This window comes from Pseudomonas sp. GW821-FHT03C07 (assembly GCF_059420925.1).
In genome coordinates this window covers 185,107-209,760 of record NZ_JBWKUQ010000009.1, presented here as the reverse complement: position 1 = coordinate 209,760, position 24,654 = coordinate 185,107, and the positions used below count along the sequence as shown (strand labels likewise).

24 protein-coding genes are annotated in these 24,654 nt (G+C 60.5%); 6 read left to right on the top strand and 18 right to left on the bottom strand.

The window, feature by feature from the left end; translation table 11 throughout:
* Nucleotides 1-2: 2 nt before the first annotated feature.
* Complete coding sequence (locus AC07VG_RS19030; RefSeq protein WP_494999382.1) at nucleotides 3-1,103, bottom strand: efflux RND transporter periplasmic adaptor subunit; 1,101 nt, start codon at nucleotides 1,101-1,103, stop codon at nucleotides 3-5.
* 93 nt (nucleotides 1,104-1,196) lie between these two features.
* On the opposite strand from AC07VG_RS19030, the gene AC07VG_RS19025 reads away from it, so the two are divergent.
* Nucleotides 1,197-1,832: a TetR/AcrR family transcriptional regulator gene (locus tag AC07VG_RS19025; protein WP_494999381.1), complete on the top strand. Its 636-nt coding sequence runs from the start codon at nucleotides 1,197-1,199 to the stop codon at nucleotides 1,830-1,832.
* Between the two features lie 156 nt (nucleotides 1,833-1,988).
* Here AC07VG_RS19025 and AC07VG_RS19020 read toward each other — a convergent pair whose 3' ends face one another.
* Nucleotides 1,989-2,771, bottom strand: a complete 783-nt coding sequence (locus AC07VG_RS19020) for a class I SAM-dependent methyltransferase (RefSeq protein WP_494999380.1) — start codon at nucleotides 2,769-2,771, stop codon at nucleotides 1,989-1,991.
* A 92-nt stretch (nucleotides 2,772-2,863) separates the two neighbouring features.
* On the opposite strand from AC07VG_RS19020, the gene AC07VG_RS19015 reads away from it, so the two are divergent.
* A complete protein-coding gene (locus AC07VG_RS19015; protein ID WP_494999379.1) occupies nucleotides 2,864-3,478 on the top strand; it encodes an energy transducer TonB in 615 nt (204 codons plus the stop codon).
* A gap of 29 nt (nucleotides 3,479-3,507) precedes the next feature.
* On the opposite strand, the gene AC07VG_RS19010 is transcribed toward AC07VG_RS19015, so the two are convergent.
* The 6 genes from AC07VG_RS19010 to ppc form a co-directional block, all read right to left on the bottom strand.
* Entirely contained in the window at nucleotides 3,508-4,335 is an 828-nt protein-coding gene (locus AC07VG_RS19010; RefSeq protein ID WP_494999378.1) for an isocitrate lyase/PEP mutase family protein, read from the bottom strand.
* A gap of 33 nt (nucleotides 4,336-4,368) precedes the next feature.
* A complete protein-coding gene (locus tag AC07VG_RS19005; RefSeq protein ID WP_494999377.1) occupies nucleotides 4,369-5,241 on the bottom strand; it encodes a DUF72 domain-containing protein in 873 nt (290 codons plus the stop codon).
* A gap of 13 nt (nucleotides 5,242-5,254) precedes the next feature.
* Complete coding sequence (locus AC07VG_RS19000) at nucleotides 5,255-5,557, bottom strand: hypothetical protein (protein ID WP_494999376.1); 303 nt, start codon at nucleotides 5,555-5,557, stop codon at nucleotides 5,255-5,257.
* 334 nt (nucleotides 5,558-5,891) lie between these two features.
* The gene (gene tsaB, locus AC07VG_RS18995) at nucleotides 5,892-6,566 is read right to left on the bottom strand and encodes a tRNA (adenosine(37)-N6)-threonylcarbamoyltransferase complex dimerization subunit type 1 TsaB (RefSeq protein WP_494999375.1); all 675 of its coding nucleotides are present in this window, start codon (nucleotides 6,564-6,566) and stop codon (nucleotides 5,892-5,894) included.
* 93 nt (nucleotides 6,567-6,659) lie between these two features.
* On the bottom strand, nucleotides 6,660-7,307 hold the full coding sequence (adk, locus tag AC07VG_RS18990) for an adenylate kinase (protein WP_100942394.1): 648 nt from the start codon (nucleotides 7,305-7,307) through the stop codon (nucleotides 6,660-6,662).
* Between the two features lie 285 nt (nucleotides 7,308-7,592).
* On the bottom strand, nucleotides 7,593-10,223 hold the full coding sequence (gene ppc / locus AC07VG_RS18985) for a phosphoenolpyruvate carboxylase (protein WP_495021683.1): 2,631 nt from the start codon (nucleotides 10,221-10,223) through the stop codon (nucleotides 7,593-7,595).
* Nucleotides 10,224-10,446: 223 nt separating this feature from the next.
* Between ppc and AC07VG_RS18980 the strand changes: the two genes are divergently transcribed.
* Nucleotides 10,447-10,788, top strand: coding sequence for a pilin assembly protein (locus AC07VG_RS18980; RefSeq protein WP_494999373.1), 342 nt, complete (start codon nucleotides 10,447-10,449; stop codon nucleotides 10,786-10,788).
* A gap of 195 nt (nucleotides 10,789-10,983) precedes the next feature.
* On the opposite strand, the gene AC07VG_RS18975 is transcribed toward AC07VG_RS18980, so the two are convergent.
* The 8 genes from AC07VG_RS18975 to AC07VG_RS18940 all read right to left on the bottom strand — a co-directional run bounded on the left by AC07VG_RS18975 (nucleotide 10,984) and on the right by AC07VG_RS18940 (nucleotide 18,283).
* A complete protein-coding gene (locus AC07VG_RS18975) occupies nucleotides 10,984-11,310 on the bottom strand; it encodes a PA3694 family proteiin (protein ID WP_494999372.1) in 327 nt (108 codons plus the stop codon).
* On the bottom strand, nucleotides 11,307-12,221 hold the full coding sequence (locus AC07VG_RS18970; protein WP_494999371.1) for an alpha/beta hydrolase: 915 nt from the start codon (nucleotides 12,219-12,221) through the stop codon (nucleotides 11,307-11,309). Before AC07VG_RS18970 ends, AC07VG_RS18975 begins: the two co-directional genes overlap by 4 nt.
* A gap of 173 nt (nucleotides 12,222-12,394) precedes the next feature.
* On the bottom strand, nucleotides 12,395-13,708 hold the full coding sequence (locus AC07VG_RS18965; protein WP_494999370.1) for a flavohemoglobin expression-modulating QEGLA motif protein: 1,314 nt from the start codon (nucleotides 13,706-13,708) through the stop codon (nucleotides 12,395-12,397).
* Between the two features lie 9 nt (nucleotides 13,709-13,717).
* Nucleotides 13,718-14,434 (bottom strand): TetR/AcrR family transcriptional regulator, encoded by a 717-nt coding sequence (locus tag AC07VG_RS18960; RefSeq protein WP_494999369.1) that lies wholly within the window; start codon nucleotides 14,432-14,434, stop codon nucleotides 13,718-13,720.
* Between the two features lie 93 nt (nucleotides 14,435-14,527).
* Nucleotides 14,528-16,030 (bottom strand): lysine--tRNA ligase, encoded by a 1,503-nt coding sequence (gene lysS, locus AC07VG_RS18955; protein WP_494999368.1) that lies wholly within the window; start codon nucleotides 16,028-16,030, stop codon nucleotides 14,528-14,530.
* Nucleotides 16,031-16,112: 82 nt separating this feature from the next.
* A protein-coding gene (prfB, locus tag AC07VG_RS18950) for a peptide chain release factor 2 (protein ID WP_248794669.1) occupies nucleotides 16,113-17,208 on the bottom strand; the annotation gives its coding sequence in 2 pieces (ribosomal slippage) (nucleotides 16,113-17,135 and nucleotides 17,137-17,208; 1,095 coding nt in all).
* An 88-nt stretch (nucleotides 17,209-17,296) separates the two neighbouring features.
* On the bottom strand, nucleotides 17,297-17,638 hold the full coding sequence (locus tag AC07VG_RS18945) for a type II toxin-antitoxin system YafO family toxin (RefSeq protein ID WP_495021682.1): 342 nt from the start codon (nucleotides 17,636-17,638) through the stop codon (nucleotides 17,297-17,299).
* Between the two features lie 96 nt (nucleotides 17,639-17,734).
* The gene (locus AC07VG_RS18940) at nucleotides 17,735-18,283 is read right to left on the bottom strand and encodes a hypothetical protein (RefSeq protein ID WP_495021681.1); all 549 of its coding nucleotides are present in this window, start codon (nucleotides 18,281-18,283) and stop codon (nucleotides 17,735-17,737) included.
* Between the two features lie 273 nt (nucleotides 18,284-18,556).
* Between AC07VG_RS18940 and AC07VG_RS18935 the strand changes: the two genes are divergently transcribed.
* The 3 genes from AC07VG_RS18935 to AC07VG_RS18925 are packed head-to-tail and all read left to right on the top strand — an operon-like array spanning nucleotide 18,557 to nucleotide 22,649.
* Entirely contained in the window at nucleotides 18,557-20,764 is a 2,208-nt protein-coding gene (locus AC07VG_RS18935; protein ID WP_495021680.1) for a type VI secretion system Vgr family protein, read from the top strand.
* Complete coding sequence (locus AC07VG_RS18930; protein WP_494999365.1) at nucleotides 20,761-21,762, top strand: DUF2515 family protein; 1,002 nt, start codon at nucleotides 20,761-20,763, stop codon at nucleotides 21,760-21,762. The genes AC07VG_RS18935 and AC07VG_RS18930 overlap by 4 nt, the downstream gene beginning before the upstream one ends.
* Nucleotides 21,759-22,649, top strand: a complete 891-nt coding sequence (locus tag AC07VG_RS18925) for a hypothetical protein (RefSeq protein WP_494999364.1) — start codon at nucleotides 21,759-21,761, stop codon at nucleotides 22,647-22,649. The genes AC07VG_RS18930 and AC07VG_RS18925 overlap by 4 nt, the downstream gene beginning before the upstream one ends.
* 367 nt (nucleotides 22,650-23,016) lie before the next feature.
* Here the strand turns inward: AC07VG_RS18925 and AC07VG_RS18920 are convergent, their stop codons facing one another.
* Both AC07VG_RS18920 and AC07VG_RS18915 read right to left on the bottom strand, forming a co-directional pair.
* Complete coding sequence (locus tag AC07VG_RS18920) at nucleotides 23,017-23,301, bottom strand: hypothetical protein (protein WP_177144040.1); 285 nt, start codon at nucleotides 23,299-23,301, stop codon at nucleotides 23,017-23,019.
* Between the two features lie 335 nt (nucleotides 23,302-23,636).
* Nucleotides 23,637-24,641 (bottom strand): diguanylate cyclase domain-containing protein, encoded by a 1,005-nt coding sequence (locus AC07VG_RS18915; RefSeq protein WP_494999362.1) that lies wholly within the window; start codon nucleotides 24,639-24,641, stop codon nucleotides 23,637-23,639.
* Between the last annotated feature and the right edge of the window lie 13 nt (nucleotides 24,642-24,654).

The following is a 24,654-nucleotide window of genomic DNA, read 5'->3' as shown; positions in this document are numbered from 1 at the left end:
GACTACTCCTTGGCCGCCAGATTGACCACGCGGTTGGAGCGATCCACCGGGCGAACCAACTCGCCGTCATGGAGCACATGCACGCCGGCCGCCACCACCCAGTCGCTGGCCGTCAGGCCTTCGAACACCGGCACGGTCTTTTCGCCAAAGGCGCCGACCCGCACCGGGGTCAGCTTGAGGGTATTGTCGGCCTGAACTCGCCAGACATAGGTCGCACCGTTTTCCGCGGTCAGCGCCGACAGCGGCACCGACAACGGCACCACGCCGGCGGCCTGGATAAACACCCGGGCGCTCTGGCCCAGCTCGGCCGGAACCTTGCCGGCACTGAAGGCAATCCGCGCGGCGAAGGTCCGCGACTTGGGATCGGCGGCCGGCGACAACTCGCGGATCCGCCCGTTGAAGCGTTGATCCGGCTGCGACCAAAGCTCCACCGAGACATCCTGGCCGATCTTGAATCGTCCAAAGGCCTGCTCCGGGAAACTGATCAGCACTTCACGTTCGCCATCGGCGGCCAGGGTGAAGACCGTCTGGCCGGCGGCAACCACCTGGCCGACTTCCACCAGGCGCTTGGCAACCACACCGTCCTGGGGCGCGCGCAACACAGCATACCCAGCCTGGTTGCTGGACACGTCGAACTCGGCCTTGATCTGCTTGAGGCGCGCCTCACCGGAACGGTAGAGGTTCTCCGCATTGTCGTACTGTGAGCGGCTGACCATCTGCCGGTCGAGCAAGGTCTTGTAGCGATCACGCTCGGAGCGCACCAGGTTGAGGTTGGCCTCGGCGGCCGCGACCTGGGCGCGGGTCGCTTCCAGTTGCAGGCGCACGTCCTGTGGGTCGAGCTCCGCCAGGGGCTGGTTGGCCTTGACCCGCTCGCCCTCCTCCACCAATCGCTTGCTCACCTTGCCACCGATGCGGAAGGCCAGATCAGGCTCGAAACGCGCGCGCACTTCGCCGGGATAACTGTCCATGGCCTGGGCCGAAGGCTGTGGCTGCACCACCATCGCGGGACGCACGCTGACCTGGGCCGGCTCTTCATGACCACAACCGACTAGGAAAAGGGCTAGACTGACGGGCAACGCAAGGGGCATGACATAGCGGAACATGGTGTAGGACCTTTCGCTAGTGGTGCTCAGAATATTTATACTGATCAGTATGGTATTAATACCAAACCGACCAGTCCAGTATTAAGTAAAAAAATGTCCGACAATCTTTCAGTGCCCAGCGGTCCCGGCCGCCCCAAGGACCTGGCAAAACGCCAGGCCATTCTGAACGCGGCGAAAGATCTGTTCCTGAGTCATGGATACGCCAGCACCAGCATGGACGCAGTCGCTGCAGCAGCAGGTGTTTCAAAGCTGACGGTGTATAGCCATTTCAACGACAAGGAGACGCTGTTCTCCGCTGCCGTGGTGGCCAAATGCACAGAACAGCTGCCCGAGTTGTTCTTCGTGCTGCCCCAAGGCGTACCGGTGGAAAGCGTATTGCTGAACATCGCCCGGGGCTTTCATCACCTGATCAACAGTGACGAGTCGGTGAACCTGCATCGGCTGATCATGGCCCTGGGTAGCCAGGACCCGAAGCTCTCGCAGATCTTCTTCGAGGCCGGGCCCCAACGCATGCTCACGGAGATGGAGCAACTGCTCAGCCAGATTCACCAGAGCGGCGCCCTGGTGATCGACAAGCCGCATAACGCCGCCGAGCATTTTTTCTGCCTGCTCAAGGGTGCGGGGAACTTCCGCCTGCTCTACGGCTGCGGCGAGCCGTTGAGCGAAATCGAGGGCGAGGCGCATGTGCGCGAAGTGGTGGGGTTGTTCATGCGCGCCTACCGGCCTTGAGCACTCGGGTGCCTGTCAAACCGCTATCGCGAGCAAGCTTGCTCCTACAAGATTTGTGTCGTAAGCAAAGTCTATGCACGACGCAAAACTTGTAGGAGCAAGCTTGCTCGCGATGAGGCCCTCAAGACCGCCCAAGCCGTCACGCCAAGCAGGCTTTCACGGTTTCAGGGCTTTCTTCGGATAGATATCGTAGCGACTCGACTTGCCGTCCAGGCCATGGCTCGGTTTCGGCCCGTCGATGCACGGTGCCTTGCGTGGGCGCTTGACCACCACCCGATGGGTCGCCAGAGCCAGTGCCGCCTCGAGCAAGGCCGGCGCGTCCGGGTCATCGCCCACCAACGGCCGGAACAGGCGCATTTCCTTCTTCACCAGGGCGGTTTTCTCGCGGTGGGGAAACATCGGATCCAGATAGATCACCTGCGGCGCCTCACCCTCCCAATTGCGCATCACCTCGATCGAGTTGCCCTTGAGCAGGCGCATGCGCGAGACAATCGGCGCCACCTCGAAATCCTCCAGCCCGCGGGACAGACCGTCTTCGAGCAAGGCGCCAATCAACGGCTGGCGCTCGATCAGGCTCATCTCGCAGCCCAGGCTGGCCAGCACGAACGCATCCTTGCCCAGGCCCGCCGTGGCATCCAGCACCCGCGGACGCACGCCTGGCTGAATCCCGACCGCCTTGGCGATCATCTGCCCGCTGCCGCCGCCGTACAGACGTCGATGTGCCGCGCCGCCTTCGACAAAGTCCACGCGGACCGGCCCGGGCGCCTCGGGGCCCAGTTGTTGCAATTGCAAGCCCTGCTCGGACAGCTGCAGAGCGAACTCCGCTTCGGGCTCCTGCAACGGCAAACCGAGGCGCTCGGCCCACTCTTCGGCCCGGGATTGCAACCCTTCGGCCAGGGCCTCGACTCTGATACGCACCGGCGCTTGCTGCTCACTCATGAAAAACACGCTCAAAAATTTAATGATCGGCAAAAGCTGCCGATAAAAACATTATCCAGCATTTTGCCAGACCTGAGCGCCACTCGAGAGCCATGTCAGACATTCGCAATACATCCATAGGTTATCTGTCGCCCACCGGCGATTATGGCCTGCGCAATTCCCAGGCACTGAGCGGTGTCAGTCACCTGTGGCAAGATTTTTTTGCCCGGGCGCTGGCCGAACAGGTGGGGGATACGCCGGATGGCAAGAATGTCCAGGCACAGCTGCCTGTCGATGGCCCGGTGGAACCCACCGCCGGCGCCGAGCTGCTCGCGCAGATCGTCGACCAGCGCCAGTGTGATGTGCAGGACACACCGGTGCGTCCACCGGAGCCGCTGTTCCTGCCGATTGCCGAATTCGATCTGGACCTGCTGAAGCGTCCCGTGCCCTATCCGCCGGAAGAAATCGTCGCCCAGCAGAAGCAGCAGGATTTCGAAAGCGGTTGGGTCCGTCCTATCGTTCTTACCGCCGGTCAGCCACTGCCCGTGCCCGGCCCGGCACCGCAACCGCGTCCGCTGCACCTGCCGATTGCCGAATTCGAACTGGACCTGCTGCAACCCCACGTGCCATTCGACGAAGAAACCCTGGCCAAGCAGCAGAAAGCCATGGATTACGACCTGCACTGGGCCCGTCCGCTGGTGGCACAGAATCTGCGCCTGGCGGCCTGAGTCGCCAGCGCCTGCAAGAATGTGTCTACCTAGCCCTTGAACATCTGATTGATCCGCGCAAAAGGTATCGCCTGATCCAGCGCGCCAAACGTCCCCTGCCCACGAATCTCCTCGGCCGCCCGATAGAACGCGCCGTACGCCGCCCGGGCCAGCGCCGAACCGACGCTGATGCGCTTGACCCCCAACTCGCTCAACTCGGCTACCGACAGCGACACCCCACCCGACATCAACACATTCACCGGCTTGGGCGCCACGGCCTTGACCACCGCCTGGATATCCTCACGTGTGCGCAGGCCCGGTGCATACAACACGTCGGCACCGGCCTCGGCGAACGCCTGCAATCGGCGAATCGTATCCGCCAGATCCAGGCGGCCATGCAGCAGATTCTCCGCCCGCGCCGTGAGCATGAACGGGAACGCCAGGCTGCGGGCTGAGGCAACCGCGGCTTCGACCCGCTCGACTGCATGGTTGAATGCATAGATAGGGTCTTCGGCATGGCCGCTGGCGTCCTCGATCGAGCCGCCGACCAATCCGGCGTCAGCCGCGCGCAGAATCGCCTCGGCGCAACCGACGGAGCTGTGGCCGAAGCCATTTTCCAGATCCGCCGCCACCGGCAGCGCCGTGGCCAGGACAATGCTGCGCGCGTTTTCCAGCGTATCGCTCAGCGAGTTGGCCCCCTCCGCATCCGGACGTCCAAGGGAAAACGCCAGGCCCGCGCTGGTGGTGGCCAGCGCCTCGAAGCCCAGCGCGGCGAGCATTTTCGCCGAGCCGGCATCCCAGGGATTGGGAATCACGAAGGCCCCCGCACGTTCGTGCAGGGCCTTGAAGGCTTGGGCTCTAAGGGTTTGCGCATCCATGGGTCGACTCCTGGCGAAGAGAGTGGAGTGCCATCAGAGCAAACCAAGTTGCTCCGTGGCGGGTCCTCTGTATAGCTCAGGCAGCGCCGGCAAGCCAGGCATTCGCGCCATCAGCCGGGCATGGAACCGTTGCGCCAGCGCCGGTGCGAGACGGTTGTCAGAGGTATGCAGAAACACATAGGGCGTGCGTCCCTCCTCGATCCAGCCGGCGACCTTTTCGACCCAGGGGGTCAGGAAAGGCTCATTCGCCTGCAGTTCCGGGTGACCGATAAAACGCACTTGCGGGAACAGCGTGAACGCCGCCGGCCGTGGTGGCACCTTGGGCTTTTTCGACTGGGCGTGGAGCACCGAGGCTTCAGTGGAGGTGCAACTGAACAGTGCCCGCGGATCGAGGCAGATCCGTTCGACACCCCGGTCCAGCAGCATGCGATTGAGCATCCGCTCCGCGTCGCCCTTGGCGAAGAAGTCGCGATGACGGACTTCAATCGCCAACGGGCGCTCCAATGCGTCGATAAACCCGGCCAGCTCGGCCAGGCGCTGCGGCGCAAAACTGGCCGGCAATTGCAGCCACAGTGGCGCCACCCGCGGGCCCAGCGGCTTGAGCAGTTGCAGGAAGTCTTCAGCGGCCTGGACCTGCTCGCGCAGGTCACCGCCGTGGCTGATATCCCGGGGAAACTTGGCGGTGAAGCGAAAGTGTTCGGGCATAAGCTGCGCCCAGCGTTCTACCGTGGCGGGCGCGGGCCGTGCGTAGAAGGTGGTGTTGCCTTCGACGGCATTGAACAGCTGAGCGTAGAGATCGAGAAAGTCGCTGGCGCGCGCGGTGGGCGGGTACAGAGACTCGCGCCAGGCGTTTTCGCTCCAGGAGGGGCAACCGAGGTAGTAAGGCAGCAGGACAGGATCAGTCATCGACCCGATTAAATCAGATATGCAGGTCGAGCCCCAGCACTTCCATGTCCCACTCGACGAAACCGGCGGTGGTCAGGTAGCTGGCCAGGGCATTGGCGACGCTTTTGCTCATGGCGCGATGGAAGATCATGTCCTGCGGGCGGGCCGGCAGATTGGCCAGACGACTACCGGCCGCTTCGGCGCGGGCGGCGACCTCGGAGAGGTCCTCATCGCTATCACCATTCGAGACATCGGCATCGTCGTCGAGCACGACGCTGCCTTTGCGCGGCTTGCGCTTGATGGGGTAGGACTGTGAGGAAACGCCGTCTATACGCATTGGGGCATGCTCGGTGTCGATGATGGCAATTTAGCAGCACGCACCGCACTTAGCTATTGCCCGAGTGATAACTGGACCACAGAACCTGGAAAAGGTTTTCACACCCTGACGCCTGGGTGGGAAAAACATGATGAACGGCACATTTTTGACTGATTCAGGCGTTTTTTCGGCTGATCGAGTTAACGTTCAGTTTAGCCTGAATTTTATCAGTTGCCGCCCAACCTTGTGGGAGCCGGCTTGCCGGCGATGAGGCCAGTAAGCCTTGTATTGCCCTTTCGGCCGTCATCGCTGGCAAGCCAGACTTCCTACAAGGACCGTATGCAGCCTTGCGGGCTCAACGCGCCTTGGGCGTTGCCACTTTATCGCGCAAGTAGACGGGCTGGGCATCGTCGGCCGGGATCGCCTCGCCGCGCGCCCAGGCAAAGCGCGCCAGGCTCAACAGGTCTTCGGCGTGAGGCAGCAGGCTGGCATCCTGACCGCTCAACGCAACCTGGATCCGTTCGCCATAACCCCAGCCCGTGCCCGCACCAAACCACTCGCCCGTGGCGTCGTCCGGCAACGCCGCCAGTTGCGGTGCCAGCACGGCCTCAACCCCGGCCAGGCGCATCTCCCCCGCTTCCTCGCGGTAGCAGCCCCAATACACCTCGTCCATCCGCGCATCGATGGCCGCGGCCACCTGACGCACACCGCGCTCACGAAAGGCCCGTTGCGCGAGGACCGCCAGGTTCGACACCGGCAACACCGGACGCTCCAGGGCAAACGCCAGCCCCTGAACCACACCAATGGCAATCCGCACCCCGGTAAAGGCCCCTGGACCACGGCCGAAGGCAATCGCCTCCACGGCCGACAGGCTGATACCGGCGTCCGCCAGCAACTGCTGGATCATCGGCAAGAGCTTTTGCGCGTGCAGGCGCGGAATCACCTCGTAGTGGCTCGTCACCTTGCCGTCGTGCAGCAAGGCGACGGAGCAGGCTTCAGTCGCGGTGTCCAGGGCCAGCAAGGTGCTCATCGATGTATCCGTCAGGTCGAAAGGAAAAAAGTGCAACAGTATAAACAACAACAGCCCGCAAGCGGGCTGTTGTAGACGCGGCAACTACAACGATCAGCTCAAGGCTTCAAGCACCTTGCTGGTGATCGATTCCACCGAACCGACACCGGCGATATGGCTGTACTTCGGCTTGCCCTGGGCGGCCGAGAGCTTCTGGTAGAAATCCACCAGCGGCTTGGTCTGGGAATGGTAGACCGACAGGCGATGACGCACGGTTTCTTCGGTGTCGTCCTTGCGCTGGACCAGGTCATCCCCGGTCAGATCGTCCTTGCCTTCGACTTTCGGCGGATTGTAGACGGTGTGGTAGACGCGCCCGGAAGCCTCGTGCACACGACGGCCGGCAATGCGCTGGACGATTTCTTCGTCATCGACGGCGATCTCGACCACGTAGTCCAGCTCGACGCCGGCGTCCACCAGGGCTTCAGCCTGGGGAATGGTCCGCGGGAAACCGTCGAACAGGAAACCCTTGGCGCAATCGGCCTGGGCGATACGGTCCTTGACCAGTGCGATGATCAGGTCGTCGGAGACCAGACCGCCGGCGTCCATGATGCCCTTGGCCTTGAGGCCCAGCTCGGTGCCGGCCTTGACCGCGGCGCGCAGCATGTCGCCAGTGGAGATTTGCGGGATGCCGAATTTTTCGGTGATGAACTTAGCCTGAGTACCTTTACCGGCCCCGGGAGCTCCCAGCAGAATGACGCGCATCGATGTGCTCCTCAATTTTTTATTTAGAAACGCTCGGATTCGCCTCGTGGGGCCAATCTCAAAAATAGGGTCATGGCCGCAAAACGGCCAAAGGCTGATCAAGATACACAGCCGACCGTACCCACACAAGCCGCCGAAAGTCGCAGTCACTCATGCCTGCACAAGCGCTGAAACCTGCTACGCCGGGTCGCCCCCCGACAATAAAGTGTCGCCACACAAAAACGACCGCCCCTGACTGGGCAGTCGCTTTTGCCTTGCCGTACACAGAGACGCTTCCTACACACCTTAGCCAGTATTGCGCAGTCCGGCGGCAATTCCCGCCACAGACACCAGCAAAGCCTGTTCCAGAGGGCTGTCCTGGGTGGTTTCCTGGCGCCGCGAACGGGCCAGCAACTCGGCCTGCAAGCGATGCAGCGGATCCAGATAGGTGTTGCGCAGGCGAATGAATTCCAGGGTCTCGGGGCTGTGGGCAAGCAGTTGCGACTGGCCGGTCAAACCCAGAACCACCGCGCACGCCTGCGACAATAGGTCGCGTAAGTGCGCCCCCAATGGCCGCAATTCGGCATCCACCAAGCGCTCGTCATAGGAGCGGGCGATATCGCTGTCGGCCTTGGCCAGGACCATTTCCAGCATGTCGATACGGGTGCGGAAGAACGGCCATTGCTCACGCATCTGCGCCAACAGCTCGCCTTCACCCCGGGCCAGGGCCTTGCGCAACGCGGCTTCCCAGCCAAGCCAGGCCGGCAGCATCAAGCGCGTCTGGGTCCAGCCGAAAATCCACGGGATCGCCCGCAGGCTTTCGATACCGCCGGCGCGGCGCTTGGCCGGACGGCTGCCCAGCGGCAGGCGCCCGAGTTCCTGTTCCGGGGTCGACTGACGGAAGTACTCGACGAACTGCGGATTATCCCGCACCTCGGCGCGGTACGCATTGACGCCGTCCGCGGCCAGTTCGTCCATTAACGTGCGCCAGGCCGGCTGCGGCGGCGGTGGCGGCAGCAAGGTGGCTTCGAGTACGGCGGCCAGGTAGAGGTTGAGGTTCTGCTCGGCAATATCCGGCAGGCCGAACTTGAAGCGAATCATTTCGCCCTGCTCGGTGGTGCGGAAACGCCCCGCCACCGAACCCGGCGGCTGCGACAGGATGGCCGCGTGGGCCGGACCGCCGCCACGGCCGACGGTGCCACCGCGACCATGGAACAGCAGCAGTTCGACCTGCTGCTCGCGGCAGATCTCCACCAGGCGTTCCTGGGCCCGATACTGCGCCCAGGCCGCCGCCGTGGTGCCGGCGTCCTTGGCCGAATCGGAGTAGCCGATCATCACCTCCTGCGGACCTTGCAGGCGGGCGCGATAACCGGGCAGCAGCAACAGTCGCGCCATCACCGGCCCGGCGTTGTCCAGGTCAGCCAAGGTTTCGAACAATGGCACCACACGCATCGGCCGCAGCACCCCGGACTCCTTGAGAAGCAACTGCACCGCCAGCACATCGGAGGCGGCAGCGGCCATGGAGATCACATAGGAACCGAGGGACGCCGCCGGCGCCGCGGCGATTTCCCGGCAGGTTGCCAGCACTTCGGCGGTGTCCGCGGAAGGCTTGAAATAGGCCGGCAGCAGCGGGCGACGATTGGCCAGCTCGCGCATCAGGAACGTCAGGCGGTCTTCTTCCTTCCAGTCTTCGTAACGCCCCAGGCCCAGGTAGTCGGTGATCTCGGTCATCGCGGCGGCGTGACGGGAGGCGTCCTGGCGCACATCCAGGCGCACCAGGAACAGACCGAAGGTCACCGCCCGGCGCAGGCAATCGAGCAGCGGGCCATCGGCAATCACGCCCATGCCGCAGTCGTGCAGGGACTGGTAGCACAGTTGCAGCGGCTCCAGCAGTTCACGGTTGTGCTGCAGCACCTCGTCCGACGCCGGTTGCGTCGTGGCGAGGGAGGCCTGGGCCCAGTTGCGGGTGGCCCGCAGCCGCTCACGCAATTGCTTGAGCACGGCGCGGTAAGGTTCAGCGCTCTCGCCGGCGCGGGCGCACAAGGCCGCGCTGGCCTGTTGCATCGACAACTCGGCGGCCAACTGATCGATATCGCGCAGATAGAGGTCCGCCGCCATCCAGCGGGCCAGCAACAGGACCTCACGGGTGACCTTGGCCGTGACATTCGGGTTGCCGTCGCGGTCGCCGCCCATCCAGGAGGCGAAACGAATCGGCGCACCTTCCAGGGGCAGGTGCAGGCCAGTGGCGGCAAACAGCGCCTGGTCGGCACGGCGCAGGTAATTGGGGATGGCTTGCCAGAGGGAATGCTCGATCACCGCGAAGCCCCATTTGGCCTCGTCTACCGGCGTCGGTCGGGTACGGCGGATTTCCTCGGTGTGCCAGGCTTCGGCGATCAGACGCTGCAAGCGCTGGTGGATCTGCTCGCGCTCGGCGCCGGTGAGATCACGGTGGTCCTGCTGCGCCAATTGCGCGGCAATCGCATCGTATTTCTGGATCAGAGTCCGCCGCGCCACTTCGGTGGGATGCGCGGTGAGCACCAGTTCGATCTCCAGGCGGCCCAATTGCCGCGCCAGGGATTCGGCGCCATGGCCTTCGGCGAGCAGCCGCGCCAGCAACTCCGGCAGCACCCGCGACTCGAAGGGCGCTGGCTGCGACTCGTCGCGGCGGTGAATCAACTGATACTGCTCGGCAATATTGGCCAGGTTGAGGAACTGGTTGAAGGCCCGGGCCACCGGCAGCAGCTCGTCGTCGCCCAGGCTGTCCAGGCTGGCACTGAGCTCGGCATTGACCGAACCGCTGCGGTCGGCCTTGGCGCCTTTGCGGATACGCTCGATCTTGTCGAGGAATTCGTCACCGTGCTGGGCACGGATGGTATTACCCAGCAGTTCACCTAACAGGTGGACGTCTTCACGCAAACGTACATCAATATCGGACATCGACAGACTCTCCGGGGGACGCTGAGATGGCTCACAAGCGCAAGAGTGCACCACGGCGGCGAATGCTTACAAGTCGAGCGGATAATTGCTGCCCGGCAAAAATCCGCAATGAACCTCGTGACCTGAAGCTAGTCTGATAGATAGGTCCCATGAGGGCCTTATCGCCGGTACAGGCCGGTCACTCATCAATACCCACCATCAACGGGTGCGAATTGAGGTCGATATGAAAATCCGCGAGCTTGCCCAGCACTGGGAAGAAAACGCCAAGGGTCGGTTGACCGACACCGGCTATGCCATTCATCTGGATGTGGAAGCTGCGGCGCGACTGGCGGCGGTGATCGACATGTACCCCAAACGGCGCCCGGAAGAGCTGCTCGGCGAGCTGATCGGCGCGGCGCTGGAGGAACTGGAAGCCAGTTTCCCCTATATCCAGGGCGCACAGGTGGTGGCCACCGACGAAGAAGGCGATCCGCTGTATGAGGACGTCGGGCCGACACCGCGTTTCCTGACGTTGTCGCGACGTCATCTGCATGACCTGGCGTCCCAGGACAAACCGAAACATTAAAGCGCAGCGCGCGTCCCTTATGGATACCGTCTTGCCCCTTGACGCGCAACGACAGTCACTGCGGTCATGCGGTCATGCGGTCACTGTAGGAGCGAGCTTGCTCGCGATAAACGCAAGGACACCGCGATACCCTTGAAGAATCGCGTTATCGTTGACGCCCATCGCGAGCAAGCTCGCTCCTACAGATAAGGCAGGTTACTGCTCCAACTTCGGCGTTTCCTGCCCCATGCAGCGCACCGCCTGCTTCTGGCTGTTCACCAGCACGCCGGTCAGGCCCTTCTGTTCGGTGTCGAACAGCACCAGCACGCCATCGACGCACTGCGCGGTTTGCGCCGCCGGCTCCAGCGACAGCTTGTAATCCTCCCCGGGCACCGTCTTGAGCATGGTGAACTCGTTCAACAGCAGCGCATCCTCCGGCTTGGCGAAATGCAGGTAGCCGTAGTACCACAAGCACGCCACCGTACCGAGGATGCTGCAGATACCGGTGATGATCAGGGGAATGGCGTTACGTTCTTCAGTCATTGCGGACTCTCTGGTTCACTATTCGAATTCGGGACAGGCGGATAATTCGGGATCTCGCCCAGGCGGCGCAGGCCGTTGAAGTGTTGCGGGTCGTCGAGATAACGCAGCATCACCTGGCGCCAGGTCGGGTCGCCGAAGGTCTGCACATGACCGCCACGGGTCAGTTGCAGCACCCGTGGCGGTGGCGCCGCCTGATACAGCTGGATGCCATTGCTCAGCGGCACGATCGGGTCGTCGAGGCTGTGGAAAATCAGTTTCGGCACCCCGGTCAGGCGCGGCATGGCCTTGATCGCGCTGTCACCGTCGGGCACCAACCAGGACAGCGGGATTTGCAGGAGCCAGGTCAACCAGGACGAAGCGAGGGCATCACGCCCCACCGACCGGTAGCCGGCCGGCGCGCCATCAAGCACCAGGGCCTTGAGCCGCGACTGATACTCGGGATGGCGTTCCACCAGGTAATGCACCACCAGCGCTCCGCCCAGGCTCTGCCCCAGGACCACCAGGGGTTTGCCCTGGACTTCCGGGGCCTTTTGCAGCCAGTCGAACGCGGCATCGATATCCTGGTAAACCGCCGGCAGGCTCGGCTCGCCTTCGGACAGTCCATAACCGCGATAGTCGAGCATCAGCACCTGGTAACCCTGCTCCGGCAACCACCAACTGCCGCCCAGATGCCCGGACAGGTTGCCGCCGTTGCCATGTAGATGCAGCACCGTGCCCTTGACCGCCACGCCGGCCTTGACCGGCAGCCACCAGGCGCGCAGGCGCAAGCCGTCGGCGGTGGTCAGGGTGACATCGCGGTATTCGAGGTGAGCCTTGTCCGGGGTGAATGGCAGGCCGGGATCGGGATAGAACAGCAGGGAACTGCAACCGCCCAGGGTCAGCAACAAGCACAGCACGCCGAGGATTCTCATCCGTTTGAAGCCTCGCTAGATATGTAGAGCCCCCCGCCATCCCCTGTAGGAGCGCGCTTGCTCGCGATGGCGGCACAGGCACCGCGGGGCAGCAGTTGCCCCGCGTTATCGTTGACGTCCATCGCGAGCAAGCTCGCTCCTACAGGGCGCGGTCAGCGGTCAGCGGTCAGCGGTCAGAGGATATTAGAGTAATCCGCTTCGATCCGATCCAGGCTCAAGTGGTTCAGGAAGTTGCTGAAACACATCCAGGCCGACAGTGCATTCATGTCGCGGAACTGTTCCGGCAGGTACTTGGGGGCTACCACCAGGCCTTCATCCACCAGTTGGCGCAGCGTGCGCATGTCCTCCAACGTGGTCTTGCCGCAAAACAGCAACGGCACCTGTTCGAGCTTGCCCTTGCGCACGGCCAACTGAATATAGTTGTAAACCATGATGAAGCCCTTGAGGTAGGACAAGTCTTTGGTAAACGGCAGGCCCGTGGGGGTCGAGCCACGGAAGATCCGACTGGCGTTGCCATAGCTTTCCGCCATCTCGAAACCCTGTTCGCGAAAGAATTCGAACACCTGGAGGAAATCCGCGCCCTGCTCCACCATGTCGATGGCCCGGGTACGGTTGGTCAGCTTGCGCAGGCGGGTCGGATAGGAGGCGAAGGCAATCACCTCCATCAGGATCGCCAGGCCCTCCTGGGTCACGGTCGACGAGGGTGGCCCCTTGGACAGGAAGGTGCAGATCGGCTGGTTCAAGCCGTTGAGGGTGGTGCCGACATGCACCAGACCTTCATGCACCTCCAGCGCCCGTACATCCCGCGAGTTGAACATCGCATCGGCACGGATCTTGATGTAATCGGCACCCGCCGCCGCGTCGGCGACGATACCGTCAGACTCGAACACCCGGATGGTGCCCTCGGCCTCGCCGAACACCTTGTTCAAGCGGCTTTGCAACAGCTCGACCGCGTCCTTGGCAGTGAGGGTCTTGGGTTCGTCCTTGAGGTCCCCGCGCACGTCGATATTGTTCAGGTAATCGGACAGCATCAAGCCCAGGTCCGCCAGGGTCGGATCACCGGCGTGGAAGGCATCCGACGCGGCGCCGTACAGTTCCTGGGAAATCAGCCCGAAATCCGCGGTGCCACGGGCTTCAAGCATCCGCACCACCTGACGGTACTCACGGCACATACGGCGCATGATCTGCCCGACCGGATTGAACTGGCCGAGCCGCCGGGTGATGTCGCGCTCGATATTCTGGAACTCCAGCTTCACCGCGCTGGAATCGAACGACAGCGGCCGCGAGGTGTAATAGTCGCGATCCACCGCCGGCATTTCCTTGCCCTTGGCCTTGAGAAACCCCTTGCGGATATTGTCGTCCCACTTCACCGCATCGAGCACGCGAATCGGTGTCTGCGCCAGCACAATGCGATCGGAGAGGCTGCGTATCGTCTGCTGGTAATCGTCCAAGGGTGACTCCTGAAAGTGACGGCGGTGAATAGCCATGCACGCAGCCTAGACCGAGGCCAGCACCAGATGCATGTAACGCGAGAGGATCCCCAGCATGTCTTGCTCGGTCTGGGCCTCGGTGTCGTTGAGCAGGCCCTGATATTCCATCCGTCCGATAATCGCCGTCAACACTTTGGCATCCTGCTGTGGCTCTTTGGTTCCCAGCACCTGGACAAACTGGTAGGCGCCCTCCAGGAGAATCTGCTGGTGCGAGCGCACCAACACCGCCAGGCGTGGATTGAGCAGCGCTTCCTGGCGAAACGCCTGCTCAGCCATCAGGTGCTCGCGACGGTTGTGCAGTTGCCGCTGGATGTAGTCGGCGATCATGTGGGCGATGTCGTCGGCCAGTTGCGCCCGTGAGGCCGTACTGCCGTCACCGTAGGCGACCATTTCCCGCAAGATGCCTTCGGTGTTTCCCCACAGCTTGGCCATAAAGGCCGCACTGCGCTCGACATACTGGGCGAAGGTATCGGTAAGCAGGTCATCGATATCCTTGAAGTAATAGGTGGTGGCCGACAGCGGCACACCGGCCTCGGCGGCCACCGCGCGGTGCCGCACCCCGCGTACGCCGTCGCGCACGACAATGCGCATGGCCGCGTCGAGAATCTCCTGTCGCCGCTGCTCGCTGCCCTGCCGGCTGGCCTTGCGCCCTTGATACTGAACGCTTTCAGCCACCGCCGTGGCGACGCCAGCTGCTCCCTTTTGCGCCTTTGCACGCTCCACTACCGGTCTTCCTCTCTTGTAATGATTTGAAACATCAGTACCAACAGACAATAAAAAAGCCGCCTTGCAAGGGCGGCTTTTTCAACAACAGGTTTACGCTTGCGGCCGCATGTGCGGGAACAGGATCACATCGCGGATCGACGGTGCGTTGGTGAGCAACATCACCAGGCGGTCGATACCGATGCCCTCGCCCGCAGTGGGCGGCATGCCGTACTCCAGCGCCCGCACGAAGTCGGCGTCGTAGTGCATGGCCTCGTCGTCACCGGCGTCCTTCTCGGCCACCTGGGCCTGGAAGCGCTCGGCCTGGTCTTCCGCGTCGTTCAACTCGGAATAGGCGTTGGCGATTTCACGACCGCCGATAAACAGCTCGAAACGGTCGGTGACGTTCGGGTTCTCGTCATTGCGGCGGGCCAGCGGCGAGACTTCGAACGGGTACTCGGTAATGAAGTGCGGCTGTTCCAGCTTGTGCTCGACCAGTTCTTCGAAAATCATCACCTGCAGCTTGCCCAGGCCTTCGAAGCCGAGGACCTTGGCGCCGGCCTTCTTGGCGATGGCGCGGGCCTTGTCGACGTCCTGCAGGTCGGCGGCGCTCAGCTCCGGGTTGTACTTGAGGATCGAGTCGAACACCGACAGGCGCACGAAAGGTTCGCCGAAGTGGAAGACCTTGTCACCGTATGGCACGTCGGTGCTGCCGAGAACGGCCTGGGCCAGTTCACGGAACAGCTCTTCGGTCAGGTCCATGTTGTCTTCATAGTCGGCGTAGGCCTGGTAGAACTCCAACATGGTGAATTCAGGGTTGTGCCGGGTCGACACGCCTTCGTTGCGGAAGTTGCGGTTGATCTCGAACACCCGCTCGAAGCCACCGACCACCAGGCGCTTGAGGTACAGCTCCGGCGCGATGCGCAGGTACATGCCCATGTCCAGCGCATTGTGGTGGGTTTCGAACGGCTTGGCCGCGGCACCGCCGGGAATGGTCTGCAGCATCGGCGTTTCCACTTCCATGAAATCGCGCTGCATCATGAAGTTGCGGATATGGGCGATGACCTGCGAACGCACGCGGAAGGTCTGGCGTACTTCTTCGTTGACGATCAGGTCGACGTAGCGCTGGCGATAGCGGGTTTCGGTGTCGGTCAGGCCGTGATGCTTGTCCGGCAGCGGGCGCAGCGACTTGGTCAGCAGGCGCACCTGGGTCATTTCGACGTACAGGTCGCCCTTGCCGGAACGGGCCAGGGTGCCTTCAGCGGCGATGATGTCACCGAGGTCCCAGGTTTTCACCGCGGCCAGGGTGTCTTCGGCCAGGGTCTTGCGGTTGACGTAGACCTGGATGCGCCCGGACATGTCCTGGATCACCATGAAGGAGCCACGGTTGAGCATGATGCGACCGGCAACCTTGACCGGGATCGCTGCCTCTGCCAGCTCTTCCTTGGTCTTGTCGGCGTACTGTTTCTGCAAGTCTTCACAGTAGGCGTCGCGACGGAAGTCGTTGGGGAAGGCCTGACCCTTGGCGCGCTCGGCAGCCAGCTTTTCCTTGCGCAGGGCGATCAGAGTGTTTTCTTCCTGTTGCAGGGCTTGCGGGTCGAGTTGTAGGTCGCTCATGTCTTTAGATTTTCCATCACAGGTTCGTTGCCCCCGGCCTACGGCCGGGGATCGCCAGCAAGCCGGCTCCCACAGTAGTGTCTTACAGCCCTTGCTTGAGGCTGGCTTCCAGGTATTCGTCGATATCGCCGTCCAGCACCTTGTCGCAGTCGCTGCGTTCGATGTTGGTGCGCAGATCCTTGATCCGCGAGGCGTCGAGTACGTAGGAGCGGATCTGGTGACCCCAGCCGATATCCGACTTGGTGTCTTCCAGGGCCTGGGAAGCGGCGTTGCGCTTCTGCACTTCCTGTTCGTACAAGCGCGCCCGCAACATTTTCATCGCGGTGTCTTTGTTCGCGTGCTGGGAACGTTCGTTCTGGCAGCTGACCACGGTGTTGGTCGGTACGTGGGTGATCCGTACGGCCGAGTCGGTGGTGTTAACGTGCTGGCCACCGGCACCGGAGGAGCGATAGGTATCGATCCGCAGGTCGGCCGGGTTGATTTCGATTTCGATGTTGTCGTCGATTTCCGGCGAGACGAAAACCGCCGAGAACGAGGTGTGACGACGGTTGCCGGAGTCGAACGGGCTCTTGCGCACCAGGCGGTGCACGCCGATCTCGGTGCGCAGCCAACCGAAGGCGTACTCGCCCTTGATATGCACGGTGGCGCCCTTGATCCCGGCGACTTCACCGGCGGACAGTTCCATGATGGTGGCGTCGAAACCGCGTTTGTCGGCCCAGCGCAAATACATGCGCAGCAGGATATTGGCCCAGTCCTGGGCTTCGGTGCCGCCGGAACCGGCCTGGATATCCAGGTAGGCGTTGTTCGCGTCCATTTCGCCGCTGAACATCCGCCGGAATTCGAGTTTCTCGAGGGCGGCGCGCAAGCGTTCGACTTCAGCGGCGACGTCGTCGACGGCACCCTGGTCTTCTTCGGCGGCGGCCATTTCCAGCAGGTCGCGGGCGTCGCTCAGGCCACTGGACATGTCATCCAGGGTCTCAACGATCAGCGCCAGCGCGGAGCGCTCGCGGCCGAGGTTCTGCGCGTATTCGGGGTTGTTCCAGACAGCCGGATCTTCAAGCTCGCGATTGACTTCGGTCAGACGCTCATGCTTTTGATCGTAGTCAAAGATACCCCCGAATGGTTTCGGAGCGCTCGGACAGGTCCTTGATACTGTTAAGGATCGGGTTGATTTCCATGGCGGGCAGCACTCGTCGGTGAACTTTTGAAAGCCGGCGAGTATAACCGAATTGCGCGCGTCCCGGCAGCCCGCTTGGCGGGGTGATTTCAGTTTTCGCCGCGAAACTTCTGCGCCAATCTGGCCAGGTATCGCATTAGCTTCTCTTCACGTGCCCTTGCATGCCCATCGGGATACAGGACCGCGAGGAGACAGTAACGATGCTCCTCCAACTCCCCGCGCACATAAACTAGAGCGGCGTCCTTTTCCGGAGCGCCTCTACGACATACTCGATCAATCTGCGGAAGGTGCCTGGGGAATTTTTCCGGCGGAAGCTTTAAGTGGATATGCATGAGGTTTGCATTAAACGCTGCCGCCGGCCAGACGTAGGGAGCGTCACGCCCAAACCGATCTGAAGGGATACCTGTCTGCTTTATAGAGGGCGAAATCATTCAGTAGAGCGGCGTCCAACCCAGGATAATCCTTCAGGACATCCAGAAAAAACTCGCGGCAGGATTCCGGATGAAAGTTGGCTGACGCCCTGGACATCAGGCGTTAGCCAACTCAATCAGCCTCTGGGTGGAATGCTCGGCCAATGCACGTAGCCCTTCTCCATCAGCAGTACCTTCAAAGGATTCCGTCACTGTCAGCATCTGAGAAAGCAGGCTATGGGTAATCGCCATTTTCTCCCTTGCACGAGCCATGGACCGACGAAGATCCATATGGACCTCGGTCAACCCCTCCGGAACAATCGCACTGCGTAGCGTCAGTTCCATGCCGCGAAAGCTGTCCAGATTCCGCCCTAGATCTTCAAGTTTTGCTTGAGCATCCAGTCCTTCAGGAGTACGAGCTGGGTCTCTGGCAAGCATGTCTTTGATGAGGCTTGCGAACCCGTTTTCTACCTGTTTCGCCTTTTTTATCAGCCTATGAATCTCAATGGCAAGCTGGCTAGACTTCTGGCTGGCCTCATTTCTGAAGCCGCTATCATGATCCGCAGCAGCCTGAACCGATACCGCCGCACCGTACCCACCAATCAAAGCGAGCGCGGCCAATAGCAGCGACGCTGTGGGGATGCTGGGCGGTGATTCAGGCTTCATGTTGAAATACCCGTTCAAGGAGCGGTCTGCTCAAAAGTATTTTGGTGTGCAATTATTGTACAGCCGCACACCGTATCGTGATATTTCAGCAACCCTCCACCTGCTTAAGCCCCCCAGCAGTGGCACTTTCACCTCTTTTGGCAAAACATTCCGCTATTGCGTCAGTCCTTTTAACCTTAAAATGTAAGGCATTTCTGTTTTTTAACAGACCTATTCAACACACCGCCGAGGACAAGCAGACTCCCCCCTTACCGCTTGAGTAAGGGACTACGAATGTTCATTTCAGCGCCGTTAAACCGCTTTACCCTGACCCTCCCGGGCCTTGCCCCTGAACTCCAGGTGCTGGCCTTCAAAGGCAGTGAAGCCATCAGCCAGCCCTATCGTTTCGAGCTGGAACTGGTCAGCCGCCGCCCGGACCTGAACCTCGACGCGCTGCTGCACCAGCAGGGCTTTCTCGCCTTCAACGATGGTGGCGCGGGTATTCACGGCCAGGTCTACAGCATCGGCCAAAGCGATACCGGCCAGCGCTGGAGCCACTATCACCTCACCCTTGTGCCGCAACTGACTTACCTGGGCCATCGCTTCAACCAGCGCATTTTCCAGAACCAGACCGTACCGCAGATCATCGCCCGAGTGCTCAAGGACCACGGCATCCTCGGCAATGCCTTCAGCTTCAACCTCGCCACCCCCCTGCCCGCCCGCGAGTATTGCGTGCAGTACAACGAATCCGACCTGGATTTCATCCATCGGCTGTGTGAGGAAGATGGCCTGCACTACCACTTCCAGCACAGCCCGGCCGACCATCACCTGGCCTTCGGCGATGACCAGACCTTCTTTCGCCGGCTGTCCAATGCCGTGCCCTATGTGCCGGACGGCGGCACCGTGGCTACGACCGCGAGCATCAAGTCCTTTGACCTGCGCCTGGAGACCCGCAGCAGTCATGCGGCCTTGCGTGATTACGACTTCGAGACGCCGCATACCTTGCTGGAGCGGACGACCCACTGCTCGGATTCACTACCGAAACCTGTGTTGGAGGACTATCGCTATCCCGGCCGTTTCAAGCATGACGACGCCGGCAAACAGCTCAATCGCCGCCAACTGGAACGCCATCGCGCCGACTATCGACAGGCCTCGGGCAAAAGCAACGCGCCACAACTGGTCAGCGGTCACCTCCTGACCCTGAGCGACCATCCACAGCCGGACTGGAATGATCTCTGGCTGCTGACCCACCTGACCCACGAAGGCAAACAGCCGCAGGTGCTGGAGGAGTCGGCACCTGGCCCGAACAGTGCCAACGACGGTTTCCGTCAGGGCTACCGCAACAGCTTTCTCGCCACGCCGTGGGATGTGTTCTTTCGGCCGCCGCTACAGGTGCGCGAATCCCGTCGTCTGAATGCCCAGACCGCTATCGTCACCGGCCCGCCCGGCGAAGAAATCCACTGCGACGAATATGGCCGGGTGAAGGTGAAGTTTCACTGGGACCGTTCCGACGAAACCGGCACCCACAGCAGTTGCTGGTTGCGGGTGGCGTCCGGCTGGGCCGGGCCGAGTCATGGCGCCGTCACCCTGCCCCGTGTCGGCATGGAAGTGCTGGTGACCTTTCTGGAAGGCGACCCGGACCAGCCACTGATCGTCGGTTGCCTGAACAACGCGGTGCAGCAAGCGCCCTACCCTCTGCCAGCGCACAAGACCCGCAGCGTGTTCAAAAGCCAGAGCAGCCCGGGGGGTGGCGGCAGTAATGAAATCCGTATCGAAGACCTCAAGGGCCAGGAACAGATCTATGTGCATGCCCAACGGGATTTCGAGCAGCACATCGAACATGACCAGCACGTACAGGTCGGCCATGAACGGCATGAAAGGGTCGACGCCAACAGCTATGCCGAGTTCAGGGCCGAAGAGCATCACACGGTTCATCAGGATCGGCGTTGCGAGGTGAAGGGGGATGATCATCTGACGGTGGGTCGAAGCCAGCAGGTGAAAGCAGGAGTGGGTTACCTCGTCGAAGCGGGCCAGGAAATTCATTTCTATGCAGGCAAAAAAATCGTTATCGAGGCCGGTGCTGAATTGACGATCAAGGTGGGTGGTCACTTCATCAAGCTCGACGGCAACGGCATCAGTCGTGTAGGCCCCGATACCGATGGAATCGCAGGTACAGGAGCAGGTATTGCCGTGTTGACGGCTCTCAAACCAGCCGCCGTAGGACAGGCCGGAACCACACATCGTATACCCGGCAGTTCACCCCAAGAAGCCCACGACGAGCAGATGCAACTGCTCAGCCGCTCCGGCACGCCGCTGAAAGGGATCAAGGTCACCGTTGCAGTGCCTGGAGAAAGCGCCCCTCTGGTTGTCACCAGCGACGTCGACGGACTTCTCCCCCGTATCAAGACCCAAACCGCCCAGGACCTCAAGGCATTTCTGAACTGGGACAAATTCCATGTCCCGGAAGGCGCTGATAGTTACGAAAGGAGTCGCAAGCAATGAGCGCAGATCCGATCCTCACATGCACCACCAATACTCGACCCGGCTCGGTCTCTCAGCAGACTTTTGACTGCGCAATACTCTGGGCCTGGGGTCAGCAGGAAGCGATACGTCGGCTGACAGTAGAGAGGCGCGATCCCTATTCGCAACACGTACGCAGCGAATTGGTCGCCAGTTTCAGTGCCCGTGCCGCGCGTATCGCGGCGACCTATGCGCGGTTCTATCTGGAGTTGGAAGACGGTGGAAAGCCCGAACTGAAGGGACGTTTCTACTGGATGGGTCTGGCGGCCTTTGCCAGTAAACAAGTCAAGTGCGGATTGGACTTCATACCGGACGCTCTGGCTGTCTCAGTAGGGGATTATCTGCCCAATCCAATGGCTATCGGCAAGGACGGGCTGGGTAAGGGTAACTTTTGGTTGTTCCAAGACATTTTTGTCTGGCACTGGTTTTACAGCCAATTTCCCGAACAATTCGAAGAATGTGCGTTGGAGCGTAATGCGCTGAACTGCCCTGAGTTGGCACTGGCGGGACTAAAGAATTTGCCATGGGCGGAGGAGGCGTTGGCGACTTTGAATAACTTCAGGGTAAATTCTTATATTCTTGAAGCTTTTGAAACCATCAAGAAGTGCGAGCAGGCCACCACGGAAAACAAGCCAGACCTGCAGCTCGACTCCCTTTTAGCCATAGCCAACCATGAACAGCTAGAAATCCTGCAGCCACTTATCTACGAGAATCAAATCTTCCAAAAAGTGTTGGACCTCCAAGCATTGACAGAAGGGTTTCCCGGTTTCCCCTTAAGGGTTGCAGCTTTCAGTACGACATGTGATGTAGAAGAAGAAAATCTTCGAGAGCACATGACGGAAGGGGATCTGTACAACGAAACGCACAGAATGAATTTCATTACAAAAATTGCAAACACATACCATTTACTCATGCAATACAATACCGAATACATGGAGGAGTGCATTACCTCTATATCCAACTGGTCTGATGCCGCATGAAAAAAATCCTGGTGGCGACACTAATACTTGGACTCACTGCTTGCGACACCTCGAGTAATCCAGAGAAGCAAAAAATGAAAGACAGTCCCCCTATCATCAAAATCAACCTTCACGAAGATATCAATGATGTCATCGCGCGCAGCCCAATACCATTCAAACCTGACTGCTTAGCGGCAGCGGGTGTATGCTGGCATGAAATATCTCGTTCGCCCAATAGCAAAGAGTTCCCTATCGCCAGTATAAAGACGGGGGCTCACACACTACTATTAAAGAATGCATCAAGAATAAGCACTGCCATCTTTGACAGATTCGGCAGCCAAATCGAAAACATAGAAATCGTTTTGAGAGGCCTTCCCGACAACAGCCTACACACGGACCATCAAAATTCCATATACCACCTAATCGACGGTATCCAACGTGCTGGTTGGACTCACTACTACCGTAGGAGCGACCCTAGAGTTTCGGGCAAAGAGATGGACAAAATTGACACACCGCGGGAAGTACTTGGAAAATTCACATCCAGCCATCCTTGGCTAGACCCAAACTATAGAGTCGACATAGATCGCTGGCTTAAAGTAGGCTCATTTTATAATTGGTTTTTTTACAACAACGGCTCATATCTGCACCTTAGAGCGTGGCGTCGACTTTCAAAAAAATACCCTAACGAAAGAGGAACCTATCTAATAAGCCTGGAGTTCTCGACAGAGGCGGAATTTTGGCGAACTCCCTTCCAAGGCAAAGACAAGCTTCGTTGGAAAGAGCTACTACCAGACGTGCTAGCGACCGCTAAAAAACAACGCGAAGATCAGGAAACCAAAGCCCGAGCAGCCGGCATAGAAATTGATGAATCGTATCAAGACCCGCTAATTAAGGCGCTTAGCTTATAGCCATTCCCCGCTGGAGAACCTTCGCCCTCTTCCGGTTGAAACCGAGGAATTGGCATGAATTTAAAAACCCTCATTGAGCGGGCTGAACATTTAATTCACGCAACCTTTCAGGCCAATGCCGGCTCGTGTCGGAGCCGGCTTTACGGGTGATAAAACCCTAAAATTTTGCATCGCCAGAACTGACGCCTTCGCGGGCAAGCTCCGCTCCCACAGGTTTTGAGTCGACCCCGGATATTGTGTACGACACAAAACCTGTGGGAACTGAGCTTGTCGGGACGCCGCACCGCCGCGAAGAGGCCCTTGAGCCATGTGCCGATCTTGCGGACGTCATCGCCGGCAAGCCGGCTCCCACACAGGGAGTGTTCGATCAGGAAACCGGGGCGCTGCGGGCTCGGTCGGTGAAGCGGCCCTGCATCGCATCCAGCGCGTCGCAGCCATCCTGCAACAGCAGGTAAGAGGCACTGGCGAAATGCTGAAGATCACGGTCGCAGGTGTTGCCGATGCTCATGCAGGTCAGGCTGTGGCTCAGGTCGCGGGCGGCCTTGATGCGCTGGATGGCGCACTCATACAGGTCACGTACCGGGGCATCGAGATTGAGGTAGAGAACGGGGACTTCGGTGAGGTTGCTTTGTAGCGGGCGATATTGAGTCATTGCTAAAGCTCCATTAGGAGCCACCACCTTTTGCGGCTAAGCAAAACTAGGGTGGCAGCTGTACGCGGGTTAGCCGACCGGGTCCTATGGAGCTACACCCGGCACACCCGAAGGTGTCCCGCGCACAACCGCCATAACGCAAACGTCAGGCAGTAGGAAGCGCCAGCATTGTAATGGCGGCGCTCAAGCTCCGTTAGGAATTTCGACCGGCTAAGATCGATCACCGACACATCGGCGACGACCGAACTATAGTCCAGCCAGTCACCCAATAGTCGCCGCTTTTACACCTTGAAATACGAGCCACTGCGGATGCCAGTAATGGCGATTTATCCGCCTCAACCAATCCCCACCTGATTACGCCCACTGTTCTTCGCCAAATACAGCCCCTTGTCCGCCGCCGAAATCAGCTCGCGGCAGTTGCTGCCCTGCTGCGGGATCACGGTGGACAAGCCGATGCTGATGGTCAGCACCGAACCCTCGCTCGGCGTATTGTGCGGAATCTTCAACCCCGCCACGGTCTGCCGTAGTTTTTCCGCCACCAGCCGCGCGCCCCCCTGCGAGGTGTTCGGCAGGACCAACGCAAACTCCTCACCGCCATAACGCGCCGGCAAGTCCGAAGGCCGGTTGCCGGCCTCGCGGATCGTCTCCGCCACCTTGCGCAGGGCTTCATCACCCTCCAGATGACCAAAGCTGTCATTGAAGGCTTTGAAATAGTCAACGTCGATCATCAACAGCGACATCTGCATCTGCTCGCGCTGCGCCCGTCGCCACTCCAGCTCCAGGTACTCGTCGAAGTGCCGACGGTTGGACAAGCCGGTCAGGCCATCGGAGTTCATCAGGCGCTGCAACACCAGGTTGGTGTCGAGCAATTGCTGCTGGCTGACCCGCAATGCCCGATACGCCGCGTCACGCTGCAACAAGGTCATGTAGGACCGCGAGTGATAGCGAATCCGCGCCACCAACTCGATGTTGTCCGGCAACTTGACCAGGTAATCATTGGCCCCGGCGGCAAACGCCGCGCTCTTGATCAGCGGTTCTTCCTTGGTCGAGAGCACGATGATCGGAATGTCCTTGGTCGCCGGGTGATTACGGTACTCGCGCACCAGGCTCAGACCATCGAGCCCGGGCATCACCAGGTCCTGCAGGATCACCGTCGGCTTGATGCGAATCGCCTGGGCAATCGCCTGGTGCGGATCGGCACAAAAGTGAAAATCGATATTGGCCTCAGTGGCCAGCCCGCGCCGAACCGCCTCGCCGATCATGGCCTGATCATCGACCAGCAACACCATCGCGGCATTTTCGTCGGAGGTCTTGAAATCATACAGCTGTAATTCATTCATACGCGGTCACCTG